A 15,275-nucleotide genomic window follows, 5' to 3' on the forward strand; every position below is an offset into this window, starting at 1 on the left:
TAAATTTTAAGGATTTCAGTGATGGCAAAACGCAAGATTATCATTTCGGAGAACGACAACATCGCCGCCTTAATGGAGGACGATCGGGCCGTGGAATTTATCATCCACCGGGGCGACATGCTGCTGGGGGATGTGTATCTGGCCACGGTGGAAAACATTTTGCCCAGTATTGACGCGGCCTTTGTAAACGTGGGCGGCGACAAGATGGGCTTTTTGCACTCCAGCGACGTACCGGGCAAAGGGGATTTGAAAAATCGCCTGGAGCCCAAGCAGCAACTGGTGGTGCAGATTATGAAAGAGCCCACCGGGCACAAGGGCCCCCGGGTCAGCACCAACATCAGCCTGCCGGGCCGTTTTCTGGTTATGATGCCGGAATCCAAGGGCATCAGCATCAGCCGTAAGATTGTGGAAACCGCCGAGCGTTCCCGCTTGAAGTCCGTGGTCAGCTTAATCAAGCCGCCGGGCGTGGGGGTGATCATTCGCACGGAAGCCTCTAACCAGAAGGAATCCGACATCACCGAGGACTTTGAAACCCTGCTGGAGCGCTGGCAGAACATTGTCTCCATGGCCGACACGGCCAGCCCGCCCACTTTGTTGTACCGGGATCAGGATTTGCTGTACCGGGTCATCCGGGAAGCGGTGACCGAGGACGTTACCGAGATTGTGGTGGACACCGCTTTCGGTCAGCAGCGGGCCCAACAGCTTTTGCAAAACTGGAACATGGACAAGGGCGTTAAAGTGACCCACTATCAGGGCAATCAGCCCATTTTGGTGGGCACCGGCGTGGACAAGGAAATCAAGCTGGCCCTGAACACCAAGGTTCCCCTGCCCAGTGGCGGTTACCTGTACATTCAACCCACCGAGGCCTTGACCGTGGTGGATGTCAACTCCGGCAAGTTTACCAGCCTGCAATCGCAGGCGGAAACCATCAAGCTCACCAACCTGGAAGCCTGCAAGGAGATCGCCCGTCAGCTGCGCCTGCGCAACATCGGCGGGATGATCATCGTGGACTTTATCGATATGGAGTCCCGGGCCAATCAGTTGACCGTGCTGCAGAGCTTTGAGAACGAACTGGCCCCGGATAAATCCAAGCCGCAAATCGGCCAGCTTTCTGATTTGGGACTGGTGGAAATGACCCGCCACCGTCAGGGGCAATCCTTAAGCGAGATTTTCACTCGCCGTTGCCACTCCTGCGGGGGGACTGGCCACGCGCTGGAAGAATTCAGCTGGATGCACGGCGGCGAAGGAGATGGCCGAGGTGGCCGTCATCAGCAAGGGCGCAGCAAATTGCCCACCCGTCAGCCCAACCGCTTGCAGCAGTTGCCCAAGCCGGCGGCCTCGCTCAGCAATAAAAAGGACAAGGCCCGGGTGGCCCTGGGCAATCTGGCGGAAGTGGCCATTCAGAAGAAGGGTGAGTCGCAAGGCCCGCAATCCACCATTACACCGGGCACGGTGCTGCTGAACAATCTGGCCAACAAGAAAAATCCGCAGGTGGAGCAGGAAAGCTGGCTGGAGCATTTCACGGAAAAGCTGAACAAGCTGGCCGGGGTGCGTTTGTCCGCGGTGGCCAAGTTGTCCTTTATGCCCAACGGCATCAACAGCGTACTGACCCGCATTAACCCCAAGGCCAACGATATCGTGACCCTGGTGCATTCCATCGAGAATTCCGCCCATATGCCCTTCCTGCAACGGCGGGATCTGGAAGAATCGGCTGATTTTGACGAGGAGGGCACCGATGACAGTGGCGATGACGCCGCTGAAGAATCGGTGGATGAGGTTGAAGAGGCTAGCGATGAGCGCCTGAAGGCAGGGGCAGCCCAGGGCAGAAACCGCCGTGGTCGCTCCTTGCGAGACGAGATTGTCTCCGACTTGGCCGAAAGTCAGGTGGAGCCGGAAGAAGGCACCGATGAAGGCACAGAGGCGCCGGAGCCTGTAGACGCCTTGATTGACGCTGTGGACGATGAAGAGGCCGAGCTGGCCGTTGAAGTGGTTGAAAAGCCGCGTCGGGGGCGTGCCATCAAGCGTCCCAGCGAAATTAGCGCTGAAGTGGCTGACATCATCGAAGAGTTGCCCGTTTTACCGATGGACTCCGAACTGCTGGATGAGACGGACGGCGGTGACGAGGAGGCCATGCGCCCTTCCTTGTTGGACGACACGGATGAGGTCGATGACTTTGAGGACGGCGACGATGAGTTTGACGGGGATGAAAGCGCCGGGGGCACCGCCGTGGCTGTGGCCCAGTCGGAAGCGGCCAAAAACCGTCGTCGGGGTGGCAGGCCCGCCAAGCGTAGCTTGAAAAAGCCGCCCACCAAGCGCTAGGTTAATCAGCCTCTATCAAAAGCTAAAAAAAGCCTGAAGTGAGACTTCAGGCTTTTTGAATTCAGAGTATGAAAAACTTACATCAACCATAAAAAGGTCATAGTGGCCGTTTTTGCCTGGATTCCCGCTTCCTGGGGAATGACAAAGGGCACGGTAGGGGCAGAGTTCGTCTTAAAAATGCATGGCCAACAGGCGTTCCACGTGGTGGCCGCCGATAATGTGATGCTCCACAATCTCTTCCACGTCATCCGGTTCCACGTTGTAATACCACACCCCAGCCGGATAAATCAGCACGGCAGGGCCAATGGCGCACAAGCCCACCGATCCGCAGGTGGTGACGATGACCGTGCCTTCCATGGAACCCCGTTTCCCGTAAAGTAACCCTTTTTCCGCCAGCACTTCCCAGAATTTGGCCAGGGTGGCCTCACTGTTGTTCTTGCTACAGGAGGTTCCCGTACACACAAACACGTGGGTATTGATATTGGCTTTGGTCACGGGGGCTTTCAGGGCCAGTTCTGTCGGGTCCAGTTGGGTTTTCATGGCGAGCGCTTCCTCAGGTCCAAAAAATGATTCAGTTGTATCAGTTGAGATGTTGCCGTTGAGAATGAAATGTTGAAGGTCAATTATAGTTCAAGCCAGAGCGTTTTATTTCACCGGAATTTCAGCTAAAGTATAGGCTAAAGATGTTTTGAGGTGGAGATTTTCCCATGAGCGAACAACTGATGAACAAAGAGGCCATTGGTCAGGCCATTGGGCGGATTCCCAGTGGCGTGTTTATTATTACCGCCCAGCGTGGGGAACAGAAAATCGGCATGATGGGTTCATGGGTGGCTCAGGCCGGGTTTGAACCGCCCGTGATTTCGGTGGCCATCCACCCGGAGCGTGAAATTTACAAGGTGATTGAGGAAACCGGTCGTTTCAGCGTCAACGTGCTGAGCAACGAGAATATGAACCTGATGAAGGCCTTTTCCCGATACTCTCCCGATCAATTTAACGACGTGGCCCACGAAATCAGTGAAAACGGCCTGGTGCTGACTGAGGCGGTGGCCGTCATGCATTGCCGCTTTGTGGGCAAGTGTACCCTGAGCGAGCATCACCTGTTTTTGGGTGAAGTGATTGACGGGGCCTACCTGAACCACGAGCAAGCCCCCATGGTGCATTTGCGCAAGTCCGGCTTCAACTACTAGGCTAGCACCGTTGCTTTGGAATGGCCATTCAGCTGCGGTTACAAGGAAACACCCTGATGGTACCGGTCAAGGTGACCCCCAAGGGGCGTCGCAATGAGATTCTGCCTTTCAGAGAGGGCGATGTCTGGCTGAAGCTGAAAGTAACCGCCCCGCCGGAAGACGGGGCAGCCAATACGGCGGTGCTTTCCCTGCTGTCCAAACAGCTCCAGACGCCCATCAGCTGCTTGCGGCTCCTCAGCGGGCATCAGGCCCGTCAGAAGCAGGTGTGCATTGCCGTATCCAATGCTGAGGAAAGCGCTTTGTTGCAAGCCCGATTGGCTCAGGTCTTGCAAAGTGATTCGGCCTTTTGTTTTGCCCAATAAGTCTTTTGCGTACAGAAGCTAACCGGATTTTAAACGCCGGATTGCCCAAACATGCGAATGACTTCCCACAGCAGGCGGGGTTGGGCAGGGCCGTTCAGCACAAATAATTCGCCTCGGCGGTTATTGGCCAAATTGGCCGGGGAAACCCGGGCGTTATCCAGTACAGCGTAGGCAGGGGCCCCTTTGATGTTTAGTTGGCTCATTATTTTTTGGGTGGCGGCGTTTTGGGTGTTCAGGTGAATGACGTTCAGGTTGGGCTTCCCGCTGATTTCAAACCCCGTCAGGTAGGGCTGCATTTCCTGACAGGGCTTACAGTGATCGCTTTCAAAGGATAATAGCAGCAACTGATTCAGGGGCCGCAGCTCCGTGTCCCCAAGGCGGGGGATATCCAGGTCGGTGGGCAATTCAATGGCTTTCAGCTGGTTGGTATGCCGCAGCAACTGTTTTTCCAGAATAATGGGGGTAATCAGCTCCTGCATTTTGTAGACCGCCTGACCGTCGGCGTTGTAAAGCACGTAAGTGGGGGTTCCCTTGAGCTGAAAGGCGTCCCAGTATTTGCGGTTGCTGTCATCGGCCACGTTGATGTGATGAAAGACGATCTGGTTTCGTGTTTTTTTCTCCATGACCTTTAGCTTGGGGGCCATCATCTGGCAGGTGCCGCAGTAATCGGCGTAAAAGTCCAGCAGCACCCATTTCCCCTGGGCGTTCAGCTTGAAGTTGTCGGGCAAAGTGGGCGTTTCGGCCCAGGCAGATCCCGCCGACAACCCACCCAAGAAGCCCAGTATGCCGCCCAATATCAGTAAGAGCAACCTGCGAACCTTGCGATGGGCTAAAACGGTTTTCATGGTGAGGTGGTGTGGGTAGCGGACTGCGTGTATCACGGGCAAATATCCCTTCAGTTTTTCGGATGGCCTTGCGGGTTGAACAGAGACTGGGGCGAGTTCGGGGCGGGATAGCCCGCCTGTTGGTGCCTGACCTTTTCTGTTATCATAACATTGAAGTCTGGCTTTATACGCGGGCATACTGTTTTTAAAAGAGGGATCTTCCAGACCATGAGCGCTGAACGTCGAGTTTCCCAGTCCAAATCTCCGGACAACAAGGTTTATATTTTTGATACCACCCTGCGGGATGGCGAGCAGTGCCCGGGCGCCTCCCTTAAGAATCATGAGAAACTGCTGATTGCCCGTAAACTGGCCGATCTGAACGTGGACATCATTGAAGCGGGCTTTCCCTTCAGCAGCCCCGGCGATTTTGAGTCGGTCAAGCAAATCGCCACCGAAATTCAGGGCCCCACCATTTGCGGCCTGAGCCGGGCCACCCCTCAGGACATTGAAGCCACCTGGGACGCCGTGCGTCATGCCCAGAAACCCCGTATCCACACCTTTATTGGCACCAGTGATATTCATATTCAGGCCAAGTTCAAGAAAACCCGTGAGGAAATTCTGAACATCGCCCGGGACATGGTGGCGCTGGCCGCTGCCAAGTGCCCAGACGTGGAGTTTTCAGCGGAAGACGCCGGTCGGACCGATCCGTTTTACCTGTACAAGATCATCGAAGCGGTCATTGACGCCGGGGCCAGAACGGTCAACATTCCCGATACGGTGGGCTACACCATCCCGGATGAGTTTGGCCGCCTGATCAAGGGCATTATGACCAACGTGCCCAACATTGATAAAGCCATTATCTCTGTGCATTGTCACAACGATCTGGGGTTGGCCACGGCCAACAGCATCGCCGGGATTCAGAACGGGGCCCGGCAGGTGGAATGCACCATTAACGGCATTGGGGAACGGGCTGGTAACGCCGCCATGGAGGAAGTGGTCATGGCGCTGAAGGTTCGTCCGGAATATTTTGAAGGCGCTTACACCGATATTGAGTCGGTTCACTTTGCCGAGGCCAGCAAAATGGTGTCCGAGTTGACCAGTATGCCGGTGCAGTTCAACAAGGCCATTGTCGGACGCAACGCCTTTGCCCACGAATCCGGCATTCATCAGGACGGCTTTTTAAAGGGTCGCGCCACGTATGAGATTATGATGCCCGAGTGGATTGGGCTGAGCGAATCCTACCTGCCGCTGGGCCCCCGCTCCGGTCGGGCGGCGGTCAAGTCTCGACTGGAAAAGCTGGGATTGACGGTACAGGACGCCCAAATGCCCCAGTTCTTTGAGCGGTTCAAGCAACTGGCTGATGAGCAAAAACGGGTGGAAGATGACGATTTGAAGCGGTTGTATGACCAAATCCTGGCCAACGCATAGTCCCGATTCGTCATCTCCGGTGGATGCGCCGGTCATAGGCTCTGAGAATGGAAGCCTTGACGGGCCCGGTGCGGAGCGGGCTCCCACGGCCTTCACTCGTCTGGCTCAAAACTGGTACTTGATGGTGTTGCCGGGCTTGATGGGCCTGATGCTGTGGATGATTGCCTCGCTTTTATGGCCCCAGCCCCGGGCGGAAATTACATTGAAGCCCTTGCAGGCCAGCGCTTTTACAGGCGTTTACGCCCAGCCTGTCGATGAGACCTCAGCCCCCGGGGCAGAAATAGGGGAAGAAGTTGAGACAGAAATGACGGCCCTTGGCGAGAATGAGGCGGAAGCTGGCGCGGCTTCTGACACGGTCAGCGCTGCCAAACCCGCCCGAAAAAAGCAGGCCCGGGCCAAGGCCTATCCAAAAAAATCAGACCATCCCCCGATCACCAACCTGAACACAGCCAGTCTGGCCCAATTACAACGCTTGCCGGGCATTGGCCCCAAAATGGCCCTGCGCATCATCGAATACCGAAAAAGCCATGGCCCCTTTGCCACCCCGGAACAGGTGATGGACGTTAAAGGCATCGGACCCAAGAAGTTTGAAAAGCTCAAGGCCTTTTTAAAGGTGTGAAGCCCTTCCAATTATTAAGAAACGCTAACGTACCCTTTGCCTGCGTCCGTGTGAGGGGTAGCATGGGCGCACTTTGGTTCTGTCAATCATAAAGGACTCGTTATGAGCATGAATTTCCCCCCGGCCTTTCCGCCCAGTTTCCCGATGCCAGCGCCCGGACAGGGCTTTCCCCCCGCCGCGCCGCAATTTTCCCCGGCAGCGCCGCAACTTCAGATGACTCCGCAACCCGGCTTTCCAATGCCCTTTCAATCCCAGTCGGCTTTCCCGCCTGCCGCTTCCGACATGGCCAGTTTTGGCGCACCGGGCGCCATGCCTTCTCAGCCCATAATGGGTCAACCCCAGCCCGCACCGAGGCTGACTCCCGGCTTTAACCCGGCCATGCCCCCGCAAGCAATGTTGGGCCAACAGGCACAGCCCCAGCCCGGCATGTCGTTCCCCGCGCCCCAGCCCGGCATGCCCTTCCCTCAGCCTGGCATGATGCCTCCGATGGGTAATGGCATGAGCCTGAATTTGCTGGCTTAACTCATCGGTTTAATCAAAAAAGCGTCTGAGCTTCAGGGTTCAGGCGCTTTTTTTGATCGAATTTTTATGAATGGGGCAATCCTGAATCATTCCGTGTTTTTATTTAAATGAGGGTTGATAAAATCTCGGACTCATAACCGGGAACATCAACCGAATCCGGGAAGGGAAGCCTGAGGTGGAGGTCAAAGGCTTTAGTGACTGTGTGTTTGGAATCGGTCGACCTGAGTGTAAGCACTTTCAGGACGAAACCGTGTAAAGGCATGGGTAAACAGAGGCTGGTAATTCGATTTTAAAATGAATGGCTGGTGATAATCCCTTAAAAAAGACGGGATTGACCGCACCGGACAGGCATTTTGTCACTTGAATCACTGGAATGGGTATCACTCAAGGCTGCAACGCTTTGATGTTTGAAGGTAAAGAGTTCGAGGTACAGGCTCCCTCTTTTGGCCTTCTTCAGTGTAGAATGTTAATGTGGAGTAATATTATGGCGGCTCGACAAGCGTTAATGGTGTCCAAGTCATCATCCGACTCACCTCAGAAACCCCGTAAGACAGTCAACGACTACGTTGACTTGATCGAAACCGTAGCCCGGGTAGAGTACAGCAGGCTTCCCAACCACCTGATTGATTTCAGTGAAGTGGTCAACATCGGGGCGATTGCCATTCACGTGCTGTTAACCTCCAATCCGGATCGGGATTTTAACGTCACCTACCTCTCCACGGCCATTAAATGGGCCATCCGCAACGAATTGCGCTACCGCTACAAGTGGTACTCCCTGAAGCAGGTAAGCATGGACTCCAGCCAGGACGCTTCCGGGGAGAGCGGCGAGGATGATGAAGTCAGCGCGGGCTTTGAAGCGGAAAAGGGCAAGGCCCGTGAAGCGGTCTACGGAGCCATTCTGTCCGTGGATAGCATGATGGAATCGGACAACCCGCACGAGATTAAAGACAACGCTTACACCCCGGAAGAGAATTCCGAGCTGAAGGAAATGGCCAAAGTGGTTCGGGAAGCCATCTCCAAGCTGCCCGAACGGGAAAAGCAGATTATTGAAGCCCGCTTCTTCAAGAACATGAAAATGCGTGAAATCGGGGAAACCTACAACATCTCCCCCTCCCGCACCTCTCGTATTGTACAGGCTGGTTTAGACAAGATTAAACTGGAGTTGCAGCGTCGGGGCTATAACCCCAACTTCAGCTAGGCAATTCTCGAATCACCCGTTTGATAAAGACCACTGAATCATTCGAATCAGTGGTCTTTTTATTGGAAAAAGACGGCATGAAAAAGAGGGGAAGGGATTTTAGTATTTTTCTTGGACGGTGCAACTACCGCACATCGTGCTGGGAAGAATACAGATCATCTCTGAAAAAGTCTCGCTGGGCATCGCCGTTCACCGTGTCCGTAAAACGTTTCAGGAAGAAGGCGCCAATCAGGGCGACGCCGCTACCCACCGCAAAGTGTTGGGGAGATTTGAACATCAGTTTGACCGGGCTTTTGATGACCGTCCATAGTCCGCTACCCAGCGAGCCGCCCACCCCTTTCAGGGTTTTCCAGGCGGTACTGTCAAAGAAGTTGCTGCGGTTCCACCAGTCGGCAATGTTACGGCCATAGCCGCTCATCGTCTGGTGTCCGATGGTGCCGTACAGGCCCGCCAAACCAACGCCCAGCGGCAAGAGGTTGGGTCCCACCACATTGCTAAAAAAGTTTCCCACCCTGATTTTAAAGCTCTGCCAATGCTCTTTCAGCCGCAGGGGGCCGTATATCAGCAAGCCCTGAAATTTATGATCCAGCCGATCCATGCCCGGATTGCCCGAGTATTGCCCCCAGACATGCGATCCATAATCATAATCGTTGGTGGTTTTGAGGCCGGAGATCTTCTGGTCCACTTCCTGCTTGCTGCCCACAAAGGCATCCTGCATGCGCCATGCGGCAAAACCGAGAGCCCCCAGGGTGAACAGACCCAGCGGGGTTTTACCGAGGCCATTGCTGGCAATGGCGTTTACTGAATTACTGACTCCATTTGTAGTCGGCATTAGGGATACCCCTCCTGTAGGTTCAAACGTTGTCCAAGTGCCGGGTTCTGCCCCATTGGACCCATGAACGATGGGCTGGGGCTGACATAATTCAATTGCTGGCCGTTGCCGGTGAGCGGGGGCCCATACCCCATTCCGGGAGCCTGTTGAACAGGCGCTTGCGGCATGGGGGCTGATGCGGGCCCGGGCGCTTGCGGAGCCATCCCGTCAGTAGGCGCAGCGGGGGGCTGCGTGGGAGTCGAACGGGCCCGGGTGACCGGATCAATGGTCATGGCCCCGGGGGTCTTATCAAAGCCTTGCCCCAGGGTCTGGTTGCGAATGGACCCCAGCAGGGAGGAGATAATCCCCGACTCTCCGCTGAGCCCGGTGGGACGGTTGCTTAACTCGTTGAGTAGGGACATCACCCCTTCCGACGGTTGTTGAACCCGCCCGGTCTGCAAGGCCAGCTCTCCAGCGGATCGCACCACGGCGCTGGGATCTTTCAGGATTTTTTCCATAAAGGCGTTCACGTAGCGGCTGTAAGGCTCCCGATGCGAGAGGCTGGGGTCCTGATCCAGGATTTTGAAGAGTTCCATGGCCGCGTCCGCCCGGGTGTCCTCGGTTTCACTGTTCAGCCGTTCGTTCAGGGAGCGAATCTGGTGATCGCTCAGGGCGCTCTCATCCAGCGGTGTGCTGGGGCCCTTGTTTTCGGCAGCCGGTGGGGTTTGCGGCGGCGGTTGCTGAGGTGGCATGGCAGGGGGTTGCTGCGGCTGCATGGGCTGTGGCATCATGCTGGCCGGTGCCGCTGGCTGAACCGCACTGGGGTGCAGGCCATACAGCCAGGGCGCTAGTAAATAGGGCGGTGGTACGGGCGCCGAAGGGTCCAGTGAATTGACAGGAAAACTGCTGGCCGTTTGATAGGCTTGCCGGGTCGGGGCGCACACGGAAGGGGCCGCCTGACAAGGTGCTGGCAAGGCAGGCTCTGCCGGGCCCGGGCCGAAAACGTTGGGAATCACATAAGTGGTCGTCCGCATGGGCACAGGGCCACGCAGTAATTGATCCGGGCTGGGCAAGTCATCCATGACGGGCGTTGCCCCGGAGGCTATTCCGGAAGCTGTCATGGGAGCCGTGTTCTGCAAGTACGGTGGACGCGGCATACCGGGGAGCTGGGTCATGCCCATGGCCGGTTGCCCCTGACCGTACAGGGCAGCGTTAGGCCCGGCATTGGGCCAGGCTGTCGGTCGTCCACTGGTGTAGACGGGTGCCTGCGGATTCATTACAACGGGTTGCATGCCCATAATGCGTGATTGTCCCCAAATGTCCCAAGTGTGGTGTGAACTTGTTTGCATGAAACCTGTTGACCGGATTTTTTTGCTAGACCTTAAATAAACAACCCAACGAGGCTCTGGGAGAAAACTTTAAAAAAAGAAAGGCGCTAAGGACGAAAGCTCCTGGAAAGCAAGTAGTTTGAGGAGAGCAAGCATTTTGAATCAATGTTGTGCCTGTTTCGCTTTATGTTATGGCTGTTTACAAGAATATTGGCGTTGCCGTCTGGTAAAACAGGTAGGCAAGCGGAGCTTGAGGCTCGTTTTCCCGGATTTGGGCTTCTTTTGGTACAATGGTCGGGTATATGCCGCCCCAAGCTCAGGGGTCGCATCCTGTGATCCGTCGGGGTGGCCTGTTTGCAGCCAACCACCGACTCTGGTTCACAAAATAAACTCACAAACACAAACTGTTGCGGAGATGCTGGCCATGGTGAATATTCTGGTAGTGGATGACGACCCGGAAATTATTGATCTGCTGCGCCTGGATCTGGAGCTGATGGGCTTTCACGTGGATTCCGCCAGTGACGGGCTCACCGCCCTGAAAAAAGCGGAAGCCAAGACCTATGACCTGATTGTGCTGGATGTCATGATGCCCAAGCTGGATGGGTTTGAAGTGTGCAAACGCATCCGGGCCACCCGGAGTTCGGCCAGTGTCCCCATTGTGTTACTAACGGCCAAAGGGACCATTGAGGATAAAATCCGGGGCTTTAACGCCGGGGCCGATGATTATCTGGTGAAGCCCTTTGAGTTTCAGGAGTTGATGGTGCGTATGCGGGCCCTGTTTCGGCGTACCGGCACCCTGAACAAAGAAGTGAATACCCCTAAGAAGGATGAAGTCCTGTCAGCGGGAGAAATGCGCCTGATTCCCTCTTCGCTGGAGGTGGTGCTGAAGGGGCAGATCATCAAGCTGACCCCCACCGAGTTTGAAATCCTGTACTGCCTGATGCAGCACGTGGGCGAAGCCGTGTCTCTCGCCACCCTGCTGCAGGAAGTTTGGGGCTATGAGGCCGATGAGGACGTGCGTATGCTGCGGGTTCATGTCGGTGGGCTCCGCCAGAAAATCGAACGGGATCACAAGCATCCGGTTTACCTGCAGACCGTGACCAATGTGGGCTACCGGTTAAACCCCTTTGTGGAAGCGGCCACCACCCCATAGGCCACTCCGCCTCCCCTCCCCAACCCTTTGAAAGCCGCTTTCCATGATTCGCTTCAATATGCCCAAACTCAGAATTTATCAGCAAATTCTGATTTGCTTTGGCTTGATCGTTAGCGTCCCTCTGCTGGGGGCCACGCTGCTGATCAACAACATCAATCAAAAAGCGCTGCGCAAGGAAATGGGCCGCTTTACGGAACATACCGCCCGGGCCTTGTATCAGGATTTTGACACGGAAATGAGCTGGCAAAAGCAACAAACGGTCATGCTGGCCCGTCTGGTGTCGCAGGCTCTGTCCGTGGACCAGCCTTTTACCCGTTCGGCCCAGCAAGTGATGGATCTGGACGCCAATATTTATGCCGTGGGTCTGTATAACGCACAGGGGCAGCAACAACAGGCCGCCTACCGGGACTTTCAGTCCATCAGCCCGGAATTGCGCTTGCCGTCACAACTGAACCCGGGCAGTGGGCAGGCCCTGCTCCCCTCCGCCCAGGGCCCCACACCCCTACACTTCCAGCCGTTTGAGGTGATCTACTTTGAAACCGGCAACCCGCAGGACAGCCCCTATTTCCTGCGGGCGGTCATGCCACTGCCCAAACCAGGGGGCTACTATGTGCATCAAAAAAACTTTCCCTATCTGGAAAAGCTGGTTCGCTCCAACAACTCCCTGTATGGTGCCTTTTACATCATTGATAGCAACGGGGTGATCATCGCCGGGCCCACCGGGGCCGATCATCAGGAGCGCATTCAGGGCAAGGATTATGAGCAGTTTGCCAAAATCAGTCCGGGGGTCACCCACGAATTCTCCTCCCAGCCGCAGGCCGTCCGGCAAAAGGACGGAGAGGAGGGCGATGAAGCCCCGCAGAAACTGGCCAAGGTCATCGTCAAGATGCCTGAAATCAACTGGGGGGTGATTATCGAATCGCCCTATAACGTAAAACTGAAGTACATCAACCGGGCTTCCACCCAAACCCTGTTGCTGGCGCTGGCCTGTCTGGCGGTGATGTTGCTGCTGGTACTGCCTTACATTCTGGGCATCAGCCGCAATTTCCGGCAACTAATCAAAGGGGTGAAGGCCATGGGCGATGGCAATTACTTCCGCCGGATTCGCCTGCTAAGCAACTTTTTTACCCCCTACGAGATTGTGTACCTGACCCTGGAATTTAACCGCATGGCTCGTAAAACGGCCGATTCCTGGCAGACCATTCAGGAGGCCAACCAGAAGCTGGCCCAGATGGACGAGTTCAAGTCCACCTTGATTGACACGGTCAGCCACGAGTTCCGAACGCCCCTGACCATCATCAAGGGCAATGTGTCCCGGCTGAGTCGTTATGACGCCACGCTGGACGTTGAAACCCGTCAGAAGCATATCAAGGCCATTCGCCAGCAAGCGGATCGCCTCAGTCGGCTGGTGGAAGATCTACTGGTCATCCCCGATCTGGAAACCGCCAACTTGCGGGTTTACCCCGATCGGGTGGATTTGGCCCTGCTGCTGGATAACTGTGTGCAGTTCATTCAGGCCAAGGAGCAACGGGAAATTGTCGTCCAGTTCGCCGAGGAGGCACAGGCTCCTTCGGTGCTGGCGGACCCCGATCGGCTGGAGCAAATCCTGCTGAACCTGATGGATAACGCCGTCAAATACTCGCTGCCGGAAACCCCGATTCGGGTATCGGTGGAAGCGGAACCGGGCGAGACCGGCGCGCCCCCTGCCGCACCCAGTTTGCGAATTCGGGTGGTGAACCAGTGCGATCCGGTGCCCATGGAGAATCTGGACGAGTTAAACAGCCTGTTTGAAAAGTTCAAGCGGCTGGATGACAGTCTGGTACGCACGACCCGGGGCAGCGGGCTGGGCCTGTTCATTACCCGGGGACTGGTGGAGGCCATGGCTGGCAGTATCGCACTGACCTATCAGGAAGGGGCTTTTGAAGTGTCCTTTACCATTCCGCTCTATCAAGACAATCTGGATTGGGCCACTATGGAGCAACCCGCCTGAAATGAGACCATCCAGAGTGGTCAACAAAACGGTCAGTTGCGGTTTAATCACTACAGCCAACCAGCACCGCTCGCTCAAAGTGATTACTATCCCGGAAGGTCGTTGCTGGCCCAAATCCCTTGTGTTATACCCTTTTAAGTCAGGATGTCCATTTGACCCCGGCAACCGGTTAAGCCCGACGGCTTAAACCAGGGAACTTGCCAAATGGACTTGCAAAATGGACCTGCAACATGACTGTTCTGCCCATCCCGCCCAAGAACGATGCCCTGGAGCCACGCGTTGGAACTGCCCCGGCCCGGCCCGGGATTTTCAGACACAGTCAGCCGCAGCCATTGAAAAAGACGATGGGTTCCGCGCCGCCCCATGCATCCGGGCATGGAAATGAGGATCGCTCCATCTGGCGGGACACCAGCCTGCGCTATCTGGGTTACGCCGATGAGGTGGGCGAATTTATGGGCCCTTACCTGGGCGGTCTGGGCAAGATGCTGGGCTATGGGGTTTCATCGCTCTATGTGTTGGCCGACATGGGCACCACGCTGCCCAAGAAATACCATGACGCCTCACCCGAGTTGAGTCGATGGCAAAAGACGAAAAAAACAGGGGCCGAGGCGCTGGATTTGGGGGTATTTCACACGGTGGCCACCTTGCTGGTGCCCCCCATGTTGATTGGGAAAGGCGCGCACTGGGTGGACCAATACATGACCGCCGACAAGACCTGGTACGGTCGAAAAGTGCAGCAAAGCCCCTTTTTGAAAGAGTTTGCCAGAAAGCGCCTGCCCTGGGCCAATCAACAGCTGCAACCCTTTTTGTCCAAACGGGGGCAAGGCATTGCCCGACTAATGGGCCCGGTTGAGCGATGGGTGTTGAAGAAAAATCCGGATAAACTGAAGCGCATCCCCATTTTTGGGCAGTTGCTGGCGGAGTTGCCCCAGGATCTGGACGCCATGCGGGGCTTGAAAGATTTTCAGTTTGATGAGCAGAAAATGATTCGGCTGCTGGCCCAAAAGCCCATTCCCGTGGGCATTGGCATCGGGCTGGTACCGTTGATCGCCCACCCTTTTGACAAGCTGATGCTGAAAATTCAGGACTGGACCATTCGCCCGCTGTTGGGCAAAAACAAGCTGGAGCGAGACGCGCAGGGACGATTGAAATCCGTCAAAAATGAGGGTTTCTGGGGGCATCGCCCCTCCAAGAAGCCTGTGAGTCAGCCCACCAGCCACCCCCTGCAGACATGTGCCCACTTCCCCTCCTCCCTGAAAAATCGCCCGTCGCTCTACCTGCCCCAACAAACCCGGTTCGGGGTTTACCCCCCGCCCGCTGGACGTTGGGGGTATCCCGCACGCCCCAGCGCTTTTTAGTTCCAGCGTCGCCAGCAGGCCTGACCCGGGGCTATGGCTTTCTGACAGCGCTGAAGGGTCGCAAGCGTGCTAAATGGGTCTCAATCGTGCTAAGTGGGATTTAGCTAAGCTGAAAATCTCCACTTTCAAGAAAGAGGCATGACCGCTTGCTTCAGTTCGGGGCTATAATCTCCGTG

13 protein-coding genes and 1 pseudogene are annotated in these 15,275 nt (G+C 55.8%); 10 read left to right on the forward strand and 4 right to left on the reverse strand.

The window, feature by feature from the left end; translation table 11 throughout:
- The first annotated feature begins 21 nt into the window (after positions 1 to 21).
- On the forward strand, positions 22 to 2,319 hold the full coding sequence (locus tag DF283_RS09990) for an Rne/Rng family ribonuclease (protein ID WP_303674681.1): 2,298 nt from the start codon (positions 22 to 24) through the stop codon (positions 2,317 to 2,319).
- Between the two features lie 171 nt (positions 2,320 to 2,490).
- On the opposite strand, the gene DF283_RS09995 is transcribed toward DF283_RS09990, so the two are convergent.
- On the reverse strand, positions 2,491 to 2,859 hold the full coding sequence (locus DF283_RS09995) for a (2Fe-2S) ferredoxin domain-containing protein (protein ID WP_303674682.1): 369 nt from the start codon (positions 2,857 to 2,859) through the stop codon (positions 2,491 to 2,493).
- A gap of 167 nt (positions 2,860 to 3,026) precedes the next feature.
- Between DF283_RS09995 and DF283_RS10000 the strand changes: the two genes are divergently transcribed.
- Together DF283_RS10000 and DF283_RS10005 are read left to right on the forward strand one after the other, a co-directional pair.
- Complete coding sequence (locus tag DF283_RS10000) at positions 3,027 to 3,506, forward strand: flavin reductase family protein (protein WP_303674683.1); 480 nt, start codon at positions 3,027 to 3,029, stop codon at positions 3,504 to 3,506.
- 20 nt (positions 3,507 to 3,526) lie between these two features.
- Complete coding sequence (locus tag DF283_RS10005) at positions 3,527 to 3,868, forward strand: DUF167 domain-containing protein (protein WP_303674685.1); 342 nt, start codon at positions 3,527 to 3,529, stop codon at positions 3,866 to 3,868.
- A 29-nt stretch (positions 3,869 to 3,897) separates the two neighbouring features.
- Here DF283_RS10005 and DF283_RS10010 read toward each other — a convergent pair whose 3' ends face one another.
- Positions 3,898 to 4,749, reverse strand: coding sequence for a thioredoxin family protein (locus DF283_RS10010; protein ID WP_303674687.1), 852 nt, complete (start codon positions 4,747 to 4,749; stop codon positions 3,898 to 3,900).
- Positions 4,750 to 4,920: 171 nt separating this feature from the next.
- Here DF283_RS10010 and DF283_RS10015 point away from each other — a divergent pair.
- From DF283_RS10015 to DF283_RS10030, 4 genes and pseudogenes are all read left to right on the forward strand, one after another.
- Positions 4,921 to 6,093, forward strand: a pseudogene (locus DF283_RS10015) (2-isopropylmalate synthase); the annotation flags it as partial.
- Between the two features lies 1 nt (position 6,094).
- The gene (locus tag DF283_RS10020) at positions 6,095 to 6,739 is read left to right on the forward strand and encodes a ComEA family DNA-binding protein (protein ID WP_303674689.1); all 645 of its coding nucleotides are present in this window, start codon (positions 6,095 to 6,097) and stop codon (positions 6,737 to 6,739) included.
- A gap of 108 nt (positions 6,740 to 6,847) precedes the next feature.
- Positions 6,848 to 7,261 carry a hypothetical protein gene (locus DF283_RS10025; protein WP_303674690.1) on the forward strand — a complete coding sequence of 138 codons (414 nt, stop codon included), beginning with the start codon at positions 6,848 to 6,850 and terminating at the stop codon, positions 7,259 to 7,261.
- 484 nt (positions 7,262 to 7,745) lie between these two features.
- A complete protein-coding gene (locus DF283_RS10030) occupies positions 7,746 to 8,459 on the forward strand; it encodes a sigma-70 family RNA polymerase sigma factor (protein WP_303674692.1) in 714 nt (237 codons plus the stop codon).
- A 124-nt stretch (positions 8,460 to 8,583) separates the two neighbouring features.
- Here the strand turns inward: DF283_RS10030 and DF283_RS10035 are convergent, their stop codons facing one another.
- Together DF283_RS10035 and DF283_RS10040 are read right to left on the reverse strand one after the other, a co-directional pair.
- Complete coding sequence (locus DF283_RS10035) at positions 8,584 to 9,291, reverse strand: hypothetical protein (RefSeq protein ID WP_303674693.1); 708 nt, start codon at positions 9,289 to 9,291, stop codon at positions 8,584 to 8,586.
- Positions 9,291 to 10,562: a hypothetical protein gene (locus tag DF283_RS10040; RefSeq protein WP_303674694.1), complete on the reverse strand. Its 1,272-nt coding sequence runs from the start codon at positions 10,560 to 10,562 to the stop codon at positions 9,291 to 9,293. The genes DF283_RS10035 and DF283_RS10040 overlap by 1 nt, the downstream gene beginning before the upstream one ends.
- Before the next feature lie 460 nt (positions 10,563 to 11,022).
- Between DF283_RS10040 and DF283_RS10045 the strand changes: the two genes are divergently transcribed.
- The 3 genes from DF283_RS10045 (at position 11,023) to DF283_RS10055 (ending at position 15,099) form a co-directional block, all read left to right on the forward strand.
- On the forward strand, positions 11,023 to 11,751 hold the full coding sequence (locus DF283_RS10045) for a response regulator transcription factor (protein ID WP_303674695.1): 729 nt from the start codon (positions 11,023 to 11,025) through the stop codon (positions 11,749 to 11,751).
- Positions 11,752 to 11,809: 58 nt separating this feature from the next.
- On the forward strand, positions 11,810 to 13,741 hold the full coding sequence (locus DF283_RS10050) for a sensor histidine kinase (protein WP_303674697.1): 1,932 nt from the start codon (positions 11,810 to 11,812) through the stop codon (positions 13,739 to 13,741).
- A gap of 230 nt (positions 13,742 to 13,971) precedes the next feature.
- Positions 13,972 to 15,099, forward strand: a complete 1,128-nt coding sequence (locus DF283_RS10055; protein WP_303674698.1) for a hypothetical protein — start codon at positions 13,972 to 13,974, stop codon at positions 15,097 to 15,099.
- Positions 15,100 to 15,275 lie beyond the last annotated feature (176 nt).

The sequence above is a fragment of the Vampirovibrio chlorellavorus genome, assembly GCF_003149375.1.
GTDB lineage: Bacteria > Cyanobacteriota > Vampirovibrionia > Vampirovibrionales > Vampirovibrionaceae > Vampirovibrio > Vampirovibrio chlorellavorus_B.